This window comes from Leclercia sp. M-A074-M (assembly GCF_965195605.1).
In the GTDB taxonomy this organism is placed as follows: Bacteria; Pseudomonadota; Gammaproteobacteria; order Enterobacterales; family Enterobacteriaceae; genus Enterobacter.
The window spans coordinates 469,680-483,814 of the sequence record NZ_CBDAHM010000001.1 but is presented as its reverse complement, the minus strand read 5'-3'; the positions used below and the strand labels follow the sequence as shown (position 1 = coordinate 483,814).

Genomic DNA, 14,135 nt, shown 5'->3' with positions numbered 1-14,135 from the left:
GAGAAAACGATGCAACCAACAATGATGACCTATATCGAGGAGCAGCCTGCGGCGCTGGAGAATATTCTCCGGCACTATCCGGCTCATCTCGAATCGCTGGAGGCCTTTGCCCGTCAGCACCCGGTACGCCGTCTGCTGGTGCTGGCGACCGGATCGTCGCTCAATGCGGCGATGTGCGCGCGCTACTTCTTTGAACACCGCTTCGGCCTGCTGGTGGAAATCAAGGAGCCGTACAACTTTGTGCATTATGAAGCCATCGACCCGCACACCGACATGGTGCTGGTGGTCTCCCAGAGCGGAAAAAGCGCCTCGACGCTGGCGGCGATGGAAAAAGTGCAGGCCGCCGGGCTGCCGGTGTTCGCCCTGACGTCAGACCCGGATAGCCCGATAGGCCGCCGCTGCGATCGTGTGCTGGATATCCATACCGGGATCGAGAAGGTGGGGTTTGTGACCCGCGGCTTTAGCGCCACGGTGCTCAATCTGCTGCTGGTTGCGCTCACGCTTGCCCAGGCGCAACAGCAGATTGATGAACGGGAAGCACAGGACTACCTGAAGGCGCTGCACCAGCTTGCAACGGCGATCCCCGACACCATCGCCCGCACGGAGACGTTTTTCGCGCACCATCAGCACACTCTTCGGGAGGGCACACGCTTTGTTGCCATCGGCGAAGGGGCCCTGACCGGGGTGGCGAAGGAGTTCGAAACCAAGTTCACCGAAACGGTGCGGGTGCCGTCCGGCGGATTTGAGCTGGAAGCCTACATGCATGGCCCCTATCTGGAGGCCAACGCAGAGCATGTGATGTTCTTTATTGAGGATGCACCAAACCCACGCCTGCGGGCGCTCAGGGACTATATGGCCCCGGCGGTTAAACAGACGTTTCTGGTGACGCTGACGGGCGAGGAGCAGGAAAATACCCTGGCGCTGAACTGCGGCCTGCCGCATCTGCTCTCGCCGCTGCTGTTGATTGTCCCCATGCAAATTCTGGCCTGGCGTACCGCCTGCGCCAAAGGCATCGATCTCTCGGTGCGTATCTTCGATGACTTCGATCGGGTTTTAAAAAGCAAAATATAGCAGGAGAACAACTATGTTAGGTTTTAATCAGGACGAGTACCTGACCAGTGCTCGTGAGATTGTTGCTGCGCGTAAACAGGCGGAACAGGTTGCTGATGAGATTATTCAGCAGGGCTTCAGCACGTTATTTTTCGCCTCGGTAGGGGGATCGCTGGCGCCGATGATGGCCATTAACGCCTTCGCCCGGGAATTAACCGAAATACCGGTTTACCTTGAACAGGCGGCAGAATTAATTCATGCCGGACATAAACGCTTAAATAAAGATTCCGTGGTGATTACGCTGTCGAAATCGGGGGATACCAAAGAGTCGGTGGCGATTGCCGAATGGTGCAAGGCGCAGGGGATCCGCGTGGTGGCGATCACCAAAAACAGCGACTCACCGCTGGCGAATGCCGCCACCTGGCATATTCCGATGCGGCACAAGAACGGCGTGGAATATGAATATATGCTGCTCTACTGGGTATTTTTCCGCTTACTGCATCGTAACGGGGAATTCGTGGATTACGACCGCTTTGCCAGCCAGCTGGAGCTGTTACCTGAGAATCTCCTTAACGCCAAAAAGCAATTTGATCCACAGGCGGATGCCATCGCGCAAAAATACCATACCGCCGATTATATGATGTGGATTGGCGGCGCGGAGATGTGGGGCGAAGTCTATCTCTTCTCGATGTGCATTCTGGAGGAGATGCAGTGGAAGCGCACCAAATCGGTTTCGTCTGCGGAGTTTTTCCACGGCACGCTGGAGCTGCTGGAGAAAGAGGTGCCGCTGTTCCTGGTCAAAGGCGAGGGCAAATGCCGGGCGCTGGACGACCGCGTCGAACGTTTCGCGGCGAAAATTACCGATAATCTGGTGGTGTTTGATCCGCGTGATTACACCCTGGCGGGCATTGACGATGCGTTCCGCTGGCTGCTGGCGCCGTGCGTCATCTCAACCCTGCTGGTGGACCGTCTTGCCGCCCACTTCGAGCATTACACCGGCCACAGTCTGGATATCCGCCGTTATTACCGGCAGTTTGAGTATTAATCACAATAAAAAAGGGGACGTGACGTCCCCTTAATCTATGTAGCTGTGTGATTAAACCCGGCTGCCCCACAGGTCATATTCGTCAGCATTTTCAACCTTCACGCGCACGATATCGCCCGGTTTCACCTTCGTTTCACCGTTCAGGTAGACCGCACCGTCGATTTCCGGGGCGTCGGCCATGCTGCGGCCAATGGCGCCTTCTTCATCCACTTCGTCGATGATCACCAGAATTTCGCGGCCCACTTTCTCCTGCAGACGTTCAGCAGAGATCTGCTGTTGCAGCTGCATGAAGCGGTTCCAGCGCTCTTCTTTGATCTCTTCCGGCACCTGATCCGCCAGTTCGTTGGCGGTCGCGCCTTCAACCGGGCTGTACTTGAAGCAACCCACGCGATCCAGACGGGCTTCTTTCAGGAAATCGAGCAGCATCTGGAAATCTTCTTCGGTTTCACCCGGGAAGCCGACGATAAAGGTGGAGCGCAGGGTCAGATCCGGACAGATTTCACGCCACTGCTTGATGCGCGCCAGCTGGCGGTCAACGGAGCCAGGACGCTTCATCAGCTTCAGGATGCGCGGGCTGGCGTGCTGCAGCGGGATATCCAGGTACGGCAGGATCTTGCCTTCCGCCATCAGCGGGATCACGTCGTCCACGTGCGGGTAAGGGTAGACGTAGTGCAGACGGGTCCAGATGCCCAGCTTAGCGAGCTGTTCGCACAGGCCGACCATGCTGGTTTTCACCGGCTCGCCGTTGTGGAAACCGGAGCGGTGCTTCACGTCCACGCCGTAGGCGGAGGTATCCTGAGAGATCACCAGCAGCTCTTTTACGCCCGCATCGGCCAGACGTTTGGCTTCGGCCAGCACTTCGCCAATCGGACGGCTCACCAGATCGCCACGCATCGACGGGATAATGCAGAAGGTGCAGCGATGGTTGCAGCCTTCGGAAATTTTTAAGTACGCATAGTGACGGGGCGTCAGCTTCACGCCCTGTTCCGGCACCAGGCTCAGGAACGGGTTGTGCTTTGGTTTTGGCACGTAGTGGTGCACATGTTCCAGCACCTGCTCATAGCTGTGCGGACCGGTGATTTCCAGCACCTTAGGATGGACTTCGCGGATCTGATCGACTTTGGCACCCAGGCAACCGGTGACAATCACCTTGCCGTTTTCGGTGAGTGCTTCACCGATGGCTTCCAGAGACTCCTGTACGGCGCTATCGATAAAGCCGCAGGTGTTAACGATCACCATATCGGCGTTGTCGTAGCTTGGTACCACGTCATAGCCTTCGGTGCGAAGCTCGGTCAGGATACGTTCGGAATCCACCAGGTTTTTCGGGCAGCCCAGAGAGACGAAGCCGATTTTCGGCTGGTGCGTAACATTGCTCATAGATTAAAAAGTAGTCAGTTATGGAGTTATCAGGGCAGGGATTGTACAGATTTCCGCGGCGAATTTATAGCGATCTGTGCAGCGGCAGACGCAGGTAGCCTGATATTGCGCACCGGAAGAAGAATAAGGATTTAAGCGCCTGCGGGTCCGCCTGTTTTTGGCGATACCCATCCGGGACAATTTAACATTGTAAATGTCAGTCATCCGCCGTGGATTATTGACCTGACGCATTAAACTGCGCAAAAAATAGACATAATCTAAGAGTGTACTAAGGCTGACAAGGGGGGAAAAAGCATGTCCGTTGACAGACTAAAACGCGATCTTCTTAACAAGATGATCAACGCCCGAATCGATCTCGCGGCCTATCTGCAGTTAAGGAAAGCGAAGGGGTATATGTCAGTCAGCGAAAGCGACCATCTGCGTGACAATTTTTTTGAACTTTGTACTTACATGCGTGAAAAAGCGCCTGAACTGAGGGCGCACTGCAATGCTGAGGAGCAGGCGATGCTCTATCGTGCCGCCGGTTCGCTCACCACCGCAGGCGTCTGTATGATGACCGGCAACCATGATTGCCCGACATTCATCGCCGTCAACGCAGAGAAGCTGGAAAGCTGTCTGAACGATCTCACTCTCTGCATCCAGTATCTGAAATCGCATACACCGCTGATTCGGAGCTGACCCCGGGGGAGGCAACTCCCCCAACTGCTTAAGCTTTTGTAAAAGTGATAATGCCCCTGCGCTGAGTGGCTACCTTTAAGTCATACCTTGTAAAGGAGTGCATTATGCGTCGATCCTCGCTTATTTCCCTGCCATTGTTACTGATCTCTGCCTCGCTGTTTGCCGCGTCAGCCGACGTGAAGGTTTCGGTACTGCAAAATAAACTCGATCATCCGTGGGCGCTGGCGTTCCTGCCGGAAGATCAGGGGATGTTGATCACCCTGAAAGGCGGGCAGCTTAAGCGCTGGCAGGCGGGCAAAGGGCTCTCCGATCCCATCGTCGGCGTGCCAAAGGTCTGGGCTAACGGCCAGGGCGGGTTGCTTGACGTGGCGCTGGCCCCTGATTTTGCCACGTCGCGTCGGGTCTGGCTGAGCTATGCCGAAGCGGGGGATGACGGTAAAGCGGGCACCGCGGTAGGGTATGGCCGTCTCAGCGACGACAATACCCGGCTGGAGGGCTTCAAGGTGATCTTCCGCCAGCAGCCAAAACTCTCCACAGGCAATCACTTTGGTGGCCGGCTGGTGTTCGACGGGAAAGGCTATCTCTATATCGCCCTGGGGGAGAATAATCAGCGGCCCACCGCCCAGGATCTGGACAAGCTGCAGGGCAAAGTGGTGCGTCTTACTGACCAGGGGGCCGTACCGGACGATAACCCGTTCGTAAACCGTCAGGGCGCACGACCCGAGATCTGGTCTTACGGCATTCGTAACCCGCAGGGGTTAGCGATGAACCCGTGGAGCGATACGCTGTGGCTTAATGAGCACGGCCCACGCGGCGGCGATGAAATCAACATTCCGGAAAAGGGCAAAAACTACGGCTGGCCGCTGGCGACGCACGGCATCAACTACAGCGGATTGCCGATACCGGAAGCGAAGGGCGAGCAGGTGGCAGGCACCGAGCCGCCGCTGTTTGTCTGGAAGCAGTCCCCGGCCCTCAGCGGCATGGCCTTCTACAACAGCGATGTTTTCCCGCAGTGGAAGAACAAACTCTTTATCGGCGCGCTGAAAGACAAAGATGTGATTGTGCTGAACGTTAACGGCAATCGCGTGACGGAAGAGGGGCGTATTCTGGGGGATCGCAATCAGCGGGTGCGCGATGTGCGGGTCGGGCCGGATGGCTATTTATACGTGCTGACCGATGAGTCGGACGGGCAGCTGTTGAAGGTCAGCCCGTCCGGGACATAGCTTAGCTGACCGGGATCATCACCACGTTGCGGTATGCCGGTCGCTCGCTCAGGTTGGTCAGCCAGCGCGCCAGATTGGGGCGCGGCGTCCACTCAAGATCGACGTTGGTGAGGTTCCAGACAAACGGTGCGACGGCGATATCCCCCACGCCAAACGCATCGCCCGACAGCCACGGTTGCGTTGCGAGAGCCTCATCCAGCATGGCGAACAGGGATTCGCAGCTCTCTTTTGCTGCGTTAATCGCCGCATAGTTACGTTCGGCTTCCGGGGTTCTCACCAGCCCCATCAGGATCACCCGGTGGGCGGGGGAGAGCGTCTGGTTAGCCCAGTCCATCCACTTCTCACCCACGGCACGCTTCGCAGGGGCATCGATCCACAGCCTGTTCTGTCCATATTGCGCCGCAAGGTAGCGCACAATAGCGTTGGACTCCCACAGCGTCAGATCGGTTTCGTCATCGCGCAGCAGCGGTACCAGGCCATTGGGATTCATCGCCAGATACTCCGCCTCTTTATTCACCCCGTACTGCATTCCCGCCATGATCTGGTTGAAGGGTAAATCGAGCTCTTCCAGCGTCCAGAGCACCTTTTTGACGTTCGTTGAATTGTTCCGGCCCCACAAAGTAATCATAATAACCCCTTATAATTAAAGCCGATATCAGGATGAGATCCGTGTGTAGGGCTTCCATGTTGGGATAAACCTAACAAATACGCAACAGAGACGAAAAAAATCGATGGGGTCAAAGCTTATCGGATTGTAATTGCGTAAACTTTAAAAAAGTTTACCAGGTTTTAGTTTTTTTAAAGCCATTAGTACGTTATTAATCAACGTTTCTTGCGACACGGCGGTATGACGTGATTTTTGGAATGGACATTCGGGTGGCAACATGATGCGAAAAACTTCTTATTTACGTGGTCTGGTAGCAGGTAGTGCGCTGCTGGTCCTTTTTGCACCTTCGCTGTACGCAGCGGAACAGGCGGCGCCAGAGGCACCGCCGGTTGATGCGCGCGCCTGGATACTGATGGACTACGCCAGCGGTAAAGTGCTGGCCGAGGGCAACGCTGACGAGAAACTTGATCCTGCAAGCCTGACCAAAATCATGACCAGCTACGTGGTAGGGCAGGCGCTGAAAGCGGGCAAAATCAAGCTCACCGACATGGTGACCATCGGTAAAGATGCCTGGGCGACCGGTAACCCGGCGCTGCGCGGCTCCTCGGTCATGTTCCTGAAGCCTGGCGATCAGGTGGCGGTTTCTGACCTGAACAAAGGGGTAATCATTCAGTCAGGAAATGATGCCTGTATCGCGCTGGCCGATTATGTGGCCGGCAGTCAGGATTCTTTTATTGGTTTGATGAATGGCTATGCCCAGCGACTGGGCCTCACCAACACCACCTTTAAAACCGTTCACGGTCTGGATGCGCCGGGCCAGTTCAGTACCGCCCGCGATATGGCCCTGCTCGGTAAGGCACTGATTCATGACGTGCCGGAAGAGTATGCGATCCACAAAGAGAAAGAGTTTACTTTCAACAAAATCCGCCAGCCGAACCGTAACCGCCTGCTCTGGAGCAGCAACCTTAACGTTGACGGGATGAAAACCGGAACCACGGCGGGGGCTGGCTACAACCTCGTGGCGTCGGCGACCCAGGGCGATATGCGTCTGATCTCAGTGGTGCTGGGCACCAAAACCGACCGCATCCGCTTTAACGAGTCGGAAAAACTGCTGACCTGGGGCTTCCGCTTCTTCGAAACTGTTACCCCTATCAAGCCGGATGCGACGTTTGTCAGCCAGCGCGTCTGGTTTGGCGACAAGAGCGAGGTTAAACTCGGCGCCGGGGAGAGCGGTTCCGTGACCATTCCGCGCGGCCAGCTGAAAAACCTGAAGGCCAGCTACACCCTCACCGACAAACAGCTCACTGCGCCGCTGAAGAAAGGCCAGGTGGTCGGTACCATCGACTTCCAGCTGAACGGCAAATCCATCGAACAGCGTCCGCTGATTGTGATGGAGGCGGTGGAAGAGGGGGGCTTCTTTGGCCGGATGTGGGATTTCGTCATGATGAAATTCCACGAATGGTTTGGGGGTTGGTTTAAGTAAATAAAACAGCGCCGGGTAGCGGCTTCGCCTTACCCGGCCTATGAACAGCCCAAACGCCTGAATCGTAGGCCCGTGCAAGCGCAGCGCCGCCGGGCAGTAAACCCCACTCAGTACATCAGCTTTATCTGCTGCGCCTTAGCATAAGCAACCAATTCCTCATCCGGACGGCAGTCGCTCACGATGGCATCAAAACAGGTCAGCTCGCCCATTCTCGCCGGGCGCACTTTACCTATCTTGCTGTGATCCACCACCAGCACATGGTACTGAGCCATGCTCATCGCCCACTGTTTTACCGGCAGCTCATCCAGATTAAAGCAGGTCGCGCCCTGACGGACATGCACACCCGCCGCGGAGTAAAAGGCGATATCCGGGCAGAGATTATTAAGCGTGTCCTGCAGATTGAGCGGTTTGAAAATGGCATTGCTGGCGTGGAACTCGCCGCCGCAGAGGATCACCCGGCACCCCGGTTTTTCCTGCAGGGCGAGGAACGTATTCAGGGAGTAGCAGACGCCGGTAAAGGGCAGGTCGTTATCAATGGCTTCGATGATCCAGGGGGTAGTGGTACCGCAATCGAAAAAGAGCGTTTGATGCGGCTGCACCAGCGAGGCGGCCAGACGTGCGGCTTTGCGCTTCTCTTCCACCAGGCGGGTCTTTTGATCGCTCAGCAGATAGTGGCTGGCGCTGCGGGGTTCGAGGACGATATAGCCGCCAAGCAGCACTACGGGGCCGCTTTCACTGTTGAGATCCCGTCGAATGGTCATCTCAGAGACACCCAGCAGCGCGGCGGCTTCTTTCAGATGCAATTTATCGCTGCGCTTAAGCGCATTAATCAGTTGAGCCAGCCGTTCGTCACGTCGTGTTTCCATAGGTCCTCGGAGCCAAAAATGAACCCCCGTTACGCCGGGGGCTCAAGTTTAACTCGCTAAACCCGACTTAGTCACGTATCCAGCCTTTACGGATAGGCAGGGCAAAGCAGAAGCGGTGAAGCTGCGAAAGACGTTGATAGATAACGTCACCGCACAGATTCCAGAGGATCTGCGCGCTAAGGCAGCCCAGCAAGCCGACCATCAGCCCGCCCAGCATATCCATCGGCCAGTGCACGCCAAGATAGACGCGGGACCAGGCGACAGCGCAGGCTACCATCATTAAGACGATGCCCGACCAGACGCGGTGCCAGAACAGAAACGCCAGCGCAAAGGTGAAAATGACGGTGCCGTGATCGCTCGGGAAGGAGTCGTCTGCGGCGTGAGGCAGGAAGTTATAGCCGACACGATCGACAAACGGGCGGTCATGAGGGAAGAGATGCCCCAGCAGCCACGACGCTGCCAGGCTAATCACCAGCGCCATGGCAATTTTAATCACCAGCTGGCGCTGGGCACCCACCTGTTTGCGCGGTCCCCACAGCCAGAGGATCGCAATCAGCGCCGGCACGATGCTGATCAGGTCTTTCGCCACAAAGGTGGCGAGATTAATGCTCCACTCCGCTGAAGCAGGTGTGGCATTGATCAGATGAAACAGTCCGTAGTTCAGATCTTCTAACATATCCTCGTTACTCTTTTGCAAACCAGGCGGACACCAGGCCATAGGCCACCACCTGAGAAAACCACACCCACCAGCCTGCCCACAGGTTATGGGAGAAGAAATGTGCACCGCGCATCACCTGGCCATAGCCCATCCCCAGCCCGAGCACGATACCCGCGGCGACCATTCCCCAGGCCAGGCGCGGACGTTCACGCCAGAAGGCGAAGAACAGCCCCATCACCATAAAGCCGCTTGAGGCGTGCCCGCCCGGAAAACAGCGCCCGGGGCCGCTGCCGGCAGGGGCGGCGTCAAACAGGGGATAGGACAGCGCTTTGCCGCCGTACTCCACCAGGTCCCAGGGGCAGCTGTGATGGCTGGTGGCTTTCAGTATGCCCACCACCGCCGTGCCAAGCCCCATCAGCAACGCCCCGGTCACCCACTGAGCGTTGCGTCGCCAGATACCGTACAGCAGCATCCCGGCGGCCAGAGTGATGGTCAGGTATTTCGCCAGTCGATGATTGAGCAGATCGAGCAGCGCGTTCTGCTGCAGCGGAAAGTGTTGGCTCGCCGCATCAAACCAGTAGCCGGTCAGCACCCTGTCGAGGGTTTCATCCCGCGAAAGCCAGGTAAAAACCGCGGCCAGCACCAGCAGCACAATGAACTGGTTAACATAAAAACGTACCGGCAAAGGGTAAAGGGGTTTTGTCTTAGAACTCTTTAACTTAGACAATTCTGAAGCGGAGGAAATCTGTGTCATAATTAAGGTCAATGACTGGAAAAGCCTAAGCATACGGATGCCAACTTAAGGAAACCTTAAACGACGGCGATTTGTGCGTTATTTCTGAACTGCTGCGTGAATCTGCTATCGCTGGCGCGGCCATTTCATTACACTCTGCGCGATTTTTTATCGGATATTGAGACTCCATGTTAAACCGTTCTTCTTCTGGCACTCGCCTGGGGCGTCAGGCGTTGTTGTTCCCCCTGTGCCTGGTGCTTTACGAATTCTCCACCTATATCGGTAACGATATGATCCAGCCCGGCATGCTCGCCGTAGTGGCGCAGTACAACGCCGGGATCGAGTGGGTGCCCACCTCCATGACCGCTTACCTGGCGGGGGGGATGTTTTTACAGTGGCTGCTCGGCCCGCTGTCGGACCGTATTGGCCGTCGTCCGGTGATGCTCACCGGGGTGGCGTGGTTTATCGTCACCTGTCTGGCGACCCTGCTGGCGCAAACCATCGAGCAGTTTATGGTGCTGCGTTTTTTACAGGGGGTCAGCCTGTGCTTTATCGGCGCGGTCGGGTACGCCGCCATCCAGGAGTCGTTTGAGGAGGCGGTGTGCATCAAAATCACCGCCCTGATGGCTAACGTGGCGCTGATTGCGCCGCTGCTGGGCCCCCTGGTAGGGGCGGCGTGGGTGCACGTCGCGCCATGGGAGGGGATGTTTGTGCTGTTTGCCGTGTTGGCCGCCATCTCGTTTTATGGTCTGCACCGGGCGATGCCCGAAACGGCTACCCGCATCGGCGAAAAGCTCTCACTGCAGGAGCTGGGGCGCGACTATAAAGAGGTGCTGAAAAACGGTCGCTTTGTGGCCGGGGCGCTGGCGATTGGCTTTGTCTGTCTGCCGCTGCTGGCGTGGATCGCCCAGTCGCCGGTGATCATCATCAGCGGCGAAAACCTCAGCAGCTACGAATATGGCCTGCTGCAGGTGCCGATTTTTGGTGCGCTGATTGTGGGTAATATCGTGCTGGCCCGTTTGACCTCGCGCCGTACCGTGCGCTCGCTGATTATTATGGGCGGCTGGCCGATCGTGATTGGGCTGGTGGTGGCCGCGGTGGCGACGGTCGTCTCATCGCACGCTTACCTGTGGATGACCGCGGGTCTCAGCATCTACGCGTTTGGTATTGGGCTGGCAAACGCCGGGCTGGTGCGTCTGACGCTGTTTGCCAGCGAGGTGAGCAAAGGGACGGTGTCGGCGGCGATGGGCATGTTACAGATGCTGATCTTTACCGTGGGCATTGAGGTGAGCAAACACGCCTTCAGCAGCGGCGGCAACGGGCTGTTCAGCCTGTTTAATCTGGTAAACGGCCTGCTGTGGCTGGCGCTGATGTTTGTCTTCCTGAAAGACAAGCGGGTGGGCAGTTCGTTACAACCGGATTAAGCGGGCATGGTGCCCGCATTTTGCCGGGTGGCGGCTTAGCCTTACCCGGCCTACAAGACCTGCGAACCCGTAGGCCTGCGCAAGCGAAGCGCCGCCGGGCATAGGCACTGTGCTCGCATTTTTGCCGGGTGGCGCTGCGCTTACCCGGCCTACAAAGTCGCAGGCCCGTGCAAGCAACGCGCCGCCGGGCATGGCCTTAGCTGAACGGCGCCTCGCCGTTCAGGACGCGGTCGATAATCTCCAGCACCCCTTCTTCATTATTGTGCGGCGCCTCATAGCGGGCGATCGCTTTGATGTGATCCCGGGCGTTGGCCATGGCAAAACTAAACCCGGCCTGGCTCAGCATCTCCACGTCGTTACCGCTGTCGCCAAAGGCGACCACTTCGCTGTCATCAATGCCCCACAGTTCCTGAAGCAGACGCAGGCCGTTGGCCTTGTGGATCCCCGGCAGGATAAGGTCGATATTGCCGTAGCCGGTGGTCACCGGCACCATAATATCGCTCAGTTTGTCGTGGATCATCTCCTGGATGCGCGGGATCGCCTCATCCGGCAGATTCAGCCCGAATTTAAAGAAGATATCGTTAAAGTTGTCGAAGTTATCCACCTTTTCCAGGCGGTGATAATATTTCGCGGCAACGTCGTGGAACGCTTCGCCATAGTGCTTGAGGGTATAGGCGCTGCCTTTCCCGCAGGCGATCACTTCCACTTCCGGGATGGAACAGAGAAACTCTGCGACGGTGGCGAACTGCGCCTGGGTCAGCTCGCCGTTATAAACATCTTCTCCGGCATTTACCACCCAGCCGCCGTTTTCAGCGACGAAGGCGATCTCATCGGCTATCTCCGGGAAAAAGGAGATCAGCTGGTAGTACTGGTTACCGCTGGCGACCACAAACCGTATGCCACGCTCCTTCATTTGCGCATACTGGCGCAGAAAGCGCGCGCGATTGTACTCCTTCGCATCGTTCAGGAAGGTGCCATCCATATCAACCGCAATCATCTTAACGCTCATTATCCATTCTCCATGACAGATTCACTCTGCGACGCCGGTTTAGCGACTGCCCGGGCGACCAGGGCGGCAATGATCACTAAGCCCAGTACCACCATCATGGCGCTGCGTAAGCCATAATGCTCCCCGAGGAAGCCCAGCAGCGGCGGGCCCACCAGGAAGGCGAGATAGCCGGTGGTGGCGACCACGCTGACGCGCCCTGGCGCATCCGGGCCGGTATCGCTGGCTGCCGAGATGGTGAGCGGGAAGCCGAGCGAAGCGCCAAGTCCCCACAGGATCACCGACACGCCGGCCACCCAGTCGACATCAACAAAAATAATCAATGCAATACCCAGCCCGCCCAGCAGGGCGCTGGCGCGGACCACCGTCACGCGGCTGTAGCGGTCGATAAACCAGCCGCCGGTAAAGCGACCGACGGTCATACCGAGCGTAAACCCGGCGTAAATCAGCGAGCCGGAGGTGGGGCTGAATCCGTGGCCGTCCACCATCAGCAGCGGCAGCCAGTCGTTTGCAGAACCTTCGGCAAAGGCCATCGCCAGCACCACCACGCCAATCAGCATCAGCTGCATATCGCGATAAAACGGCACGCCTTTCTCACCCTTTTTGCTCTCACCGGCCTGGTTCTTGCCGTTGCCGTCCGGGATGGCGGTGATCCCCAGCAGTACCGGGGCGATACAGACCAGCGCCGCCAGCAACGTATGGGTCGTGGCGGCGATACCGGAGGCGGTCAGGGCCATGCCGATACCGGCGCCTGCCAGGGTACCGAGGCTGTAAAAGCCGTGCATCATCGGCAGCACGGTTTTGTTCATCTCCTGCTCGATAGTGGCGCCTTCGACGTTGATCGCCACCTCTGCCGCGCCAAAACTGCCGCCAAAGACGGTCAGCCCGAGGGCAAACGCCAGCGGGGAGGCAAACCATAGCGCAGCGCTGAGCATCATCATACCGAGAATCGCGCAGCACATGGTGGTGCGGATCACGGTCCGCGTGCCGAAGCGCTTAACCAGCCAGGCGGAGCAGAGAATGCCGCTCATCGAGCCTATCGACAGGCCAAATAGCACGATGCCCATTTCCGCCGTCGAGACCGACAAAATGTCGCGAATGGCGGGGGTACGTGTGGCCCAGGAGGCCATCAACAGGCCGGGGATAAAGAAGAACATAAACAGCGCCCACAGGCGGCGTTGCAGCTTTTTGCGCGATGAGATGTCGGTCATGATTTCTGTACCAGAGGGACAACACAGGAGACAACACTAGCAAGTTTGTGTACATTTGTACATAAATTCGCTGAGGTAAAAATGAACAGACGACCCAACGATCCGCAACGGCGGGAACGGATATTGCAGGCCACCCTGGACACCATCGCCGAACACGGCCTGAACGCCGTCACCCACCGCAAAATCGCCAGCTGCGCCGGGGTGCCGCTGGGGTCGATGACCTACTATTTCGCCGGAATGGACGCGCTGCTTGAGGAAGCCTTCACCTGGTTTACGCAGCAGATGTCGGTGCAATACCGCGAGTTTTTTGCCGGGGTGACGGGGCCGGAGATGGCCTGCGAGTCGATTACCACTCTGATTCACAGCTCCCAGGTCACCACGCCGCACAATATGGCGCTGATGTACCAGCTTTATGCCTTTATGAACCGCAGCCCGTCGTTAAAAACCGTGATGCAGGACTGGATGAAAACCAGCCAGACGACGCTGGAGCAGTGGTTTGATCCGGTCACCGCCCGCGCGCTGGATGCGTTTATCGAAGGGATGACGCTGCATTTTGTTACCGACCGGCAGCCGCTTTCACGAGAAGAGTTAAGGGCGATGGTAGGGCGGATTGCGGGGGAGGGGGGATAAGCGTCAGGTCAGCAACAGCCTTTGCCGCAAACGCAGATAGTGATTTTACTTTTACGTAACATTGTGCCAGAAATAGTGTTGAAAATTTATCCACAAATCGATGGCATCATATCAGGCTAAACGGGCATAATAAATTTTACCCGG

The 14,135-nt window shown here is 57.2% G+C and carries 14 protein-coding genes; 7 read left to right on the top strand and 7 right to left on the bottom strand.

Features of this window, described 5'->3' with window-relative positions:
- Nucleotides 1-9 precede the first annotated feature (9 nt).
- On the top strand, nt 10-1,071 hold the full coding sequence (locus ACOKCT_RS02420; protein ID WP_156654161.1) for an SIS domain-containing protein: 1,062 nt from the start codon (nt 10-12) through the stop codon (nt 1,069-1,071).
- 13 nt (nt 1,072-1,084) lie between these two features.
- On the top strand, nt 1,085-2,095 hold the full coding sequence (locus tag ACOKCT_RS02415; RefSeq protein WP_420193127.1) for an SIS domain-containing protein: 1,011 nt from the start codon (nt 1,085-1,087) through the stop codon (nt 2,093-2,095).
- 51 nt (nt 2,096-2,146) lie between these two features.
- Here ACOKCT_RS02415 and rimO read toward each other — a convergent pair whose 3' ends face one another.
- Nucleotides 2,147-3,472 carry a 30S ribosomal protein S12 methylthiotransferase RimO gene (gene rimO / locus ACOKCT_RS02410; protein WP_159339239.1) on the bottom strand — a complete coding sequence of 442 codons (1,326 nt, stop codon included), beginning with the start codon at nt 3,470-3,472 and terminating at the stop codon, nt 2,147-2,149.
- A gap of 294 nt (nt 3,473-3,766) precedes the next feature.
- Here rimO and bssR point away from each other — a divergent pair, with 294 nt between their 5' ends.
- Together bssR and ACOKCT_RS02400 are read left to right on the top strand one after the other, a co-directional pair.
- Complete coding sequence (gene bssR / locus ACOKCT_RS02405) at nt 3,767-4,150, top strand: biofilm formation regulator BssR (protein WP_103178831.1); 384 nt, start codon at nt 3,767-3,769, stop codon at nt 4,148-4,150.
- A 104-nt stretch (nt 4,151-4,254) separates the two neighbouring features.
- A complete protein-coding gene (locus ACOKCT_RS02400) occupies nt 4,255-5,373 on the top strand; it encodes a PQQ-dependent sugar dehydrogenase (protein WP_159339238.1) in 1,119 nt (372 codons plus the stop codon).
- Nucleotide 5,374: 1 nt separating this feature from the next.
- Here the strand turns inward: ACOKCT_RS02400 and ACOKCT_RS02395 are convergent, their stop codons facing one another.
- A complete protein-coding gene (locus ACOKCT_RS02395) occupies nt 5,375-6,001 on the bottom strand; it encodes a glutathione S-transferase family protein (RefSeq protein ID WP_103178833.1) in 627 nt (208 codons plus the stop codon).
- 256 nt (nt 6,002-6,257) lie between these two features.
- Between ACOKCT_RS02395 and dacC the strand changes: the two genes are divergently transcribed.
- The gene (gene dacC, locus ACOKCT_RS02390; RefSeq protein WP_103178834.1) at nt 6,258-7,463 is read left to right on the top strand and encodes a serine-type D-Ala-D-Ala carboxypeptidase; all 1,206 of its coding nucleotides are present in this window, start codon (nt 6,258-6,260) and stop codon (nt 7,461-7,463) included.
- Between the two features lie 107 nt (nt 7,464-7,570).
- Here the strand turns inward: dacC and deoR are convergent, their stop codons facing one another.
- The 3 genes from deoR to ACOKCT_RS02375 form a co-directional block, all read right to left on the bottom strand.
- Nucleotides 7,571-8,329, bottom strand: a complete 759-nt coding sequence (gene deoR / locus ACOKCT_RS02385) for a DNA-binding transcriptional repressor DeoR (RefSeq protein WP_103823460.1) — start codon at nt 8,327-8,329, stop codon at nt 7,571-7,573.
- A gap of 67 nt (nt 8,330-8,396) precedes the next feature.
- Nucleotides 8,397-9,005: an undecaprenyl-diphosphate phosphatase gene (ybjG, locus tag ACOKCT_RS02380; RefSeq protein WP_156654169.1), complete on the bottom strand. Its 609-nt coding sequence runs from the start codon at nt 9,003-9,005 to the stop codon at nt 8,397-8,399.
- Nucleotides 9,006-9,012: 7 nt separating this feature from the next.
- Nucleotides 9,013-9,741 carry a phosphatase PAP2 family protein gene (locus tag ACOKCT_RS02375; protein WP_214421770.1) on the bottom strand — a complete coding sequence of 243 codons (729 nt, stop codon included), beginning with the start codon at nt 9,739-9,741 and terminating at the stop codon, nt 9,013-9,015.
- Between the two features lie 167 nt (nt 9,742-9,908).
- On the opposite strand from ACOKCT_RS02375, the gene ACOKCT_RS02370 reads away from it, so the two are divergent.
- Entirely contained in the window at nt 9,909-11,144 is a 1,236-nt protein-coding gene (locus ACOKCT_RS02370; RefSeq protein WP_103178842.1) for an MFS transporter, read from the top strand.
- 196 nt (nt 11,145-11,340) lie between these two features.
- On the opposite strand, the gene ACOKCT_RS02365 is transcribed toward ACOKCT_RS02370, so the two are convergent.
- Together ACOKCT_RS02365 and ACOKCT_RS02360 are read right to left on the bottom strand one after the other, a co-directional pair.
- Nucleotides 11,341-12,153 (bottom strand): Cof-type HAD-IIB family hydrolase, encoded by an 813-nt coding sequence (locus ACOKCT_RS02365; protein ID WP_420193126.1) that lies wholly within the window; start codon nt 12,151-12,153, stop codon nt 11,341-11,343.
- On the bottom strand, nt 12,153-13,361 hold the full coding sequence (locus ACOKCT_RS02360; RefSeq protein ID WP_103178844.1) for an MFS transporter: 1,209 nt from the start codon (nt 13,359-13,361) through the stop codon (nt 12,153-12,155). Before ACOKCT_RS02360 ends, ACOKCT_RS02365 begins: the two co-directional genes overlap by 1 nt.
- Before the next feature lie 81 nt (nt 13,362-13,442).
- Between ACOKCT_RS02360 and ACOKCT_RS02355 the strand changes: the two genes are divergently transcribed.
- Nucleotides 13,443-13,991, top strand: a complete 549-nt coding sequence (locus ACOKCT_RS02355; RefSeq protein ID WP_263951070.1) for a TetR/AcrR family transcriptional regulator — start codon at nt 13,443-13,445, stop codon at nt 13,989-13,991.
- Nucleotides 13,992-14,135: the final 144 nt, after the last annotated feature.

Coding starts and splice junctions, on each gene's coding strand:
- dacC (WP_103178834.1), top strand. CDS start 6,258: ATGATGCGAAAAACTTCTTATTTACGTGGTCTGGTAGCAGGTAGTGCG.
- ACOKCT_RS02370 (WP_103178842.1), top strand. CDS start 9,909: ATGTTAAACCGTTCTTCTTCTGGCACTCGCCTGGGGCGTCAGGCGTTG.
- deoR (WP_103823460.1), bottom strand. CDS start 8,329: ATGGAAACACGACGTGACGAACGGCTGGCTCAACTGATTAATGCGCTT.
- ACOKCT_RS02355 (WP_263951070.1), top strand. CDS start 13,443: ATGAACAGACGACCCAACGATCCGCAACGGCGGGAACGGATATTGCAG.
- ACOKCT_RS02415 (WP_420193127.1), top strand. CDS start 1,085: ATGTTAGGTTTTAATCAGGACGAGTACCTGACCAGTGCTCGTGAGATT.
- rimO (WP_159339239.1), bottom strand. CDS start 3,472: ATGAGCAATGTTACGCACCAGCCGAAAATCGGCTTCGTCTCTCTGGGC.
- ybjG (WP_156654169.1), bottom strand. CDS start 9,005: ATGTTAGAAGATCTGAACTACGGACTGTTTCATCTGATCAATGCCACA.
- ACOKCT_RS02400 (WP_159339238.1), top strand. CDS start 4,255: ATGCGTCGATCCTCGCTTATTTCCCTGCCATTGTTACTGATCTCTGCC.
- ACOKCT_RS02365 (WP_420193126.1), bottom strand. CDS start 12,153: ATGAGCGTTAAGATGATTGCGGTTGATATGGATGGCACCTTCCTGAAC.
- ACOKCT_RS02395 (WP_103178833.1), bottom strand. CDS start 6,001: ATGATTACTTTGTGGGGCCGGAACAATTCAACGAACGTCAAAAAGGTG.
- ACOKCT_RS02375 (WP_214421770.1), bottom strand. CDS start 9,741: ATGACACAGATTTCCTCCGCTTCAGAATTGTCTAAGTTAAAGAGTTCT.
- ACOKCT_RS02420 (WP_156654161.1), top strand. CDS start 10: ATGCAACCAACAATGATGACCTATATCGAGGAGCAGCCTGCGGCGCTG.
- ACOKCT_RS02360 (WP_103178844.1), bottom strand. CDS start 13,361: ATGACCGACATCTCATCGCGCAAAAAGCTGCAACGCCGCCTGTGGGCG.
- bssR (WP_103178831.1), top strand. CDS start 3,767: ATGTCCGTTGACAGACTAAAACGCGATCTTCTTAACAAGATGATCAAC.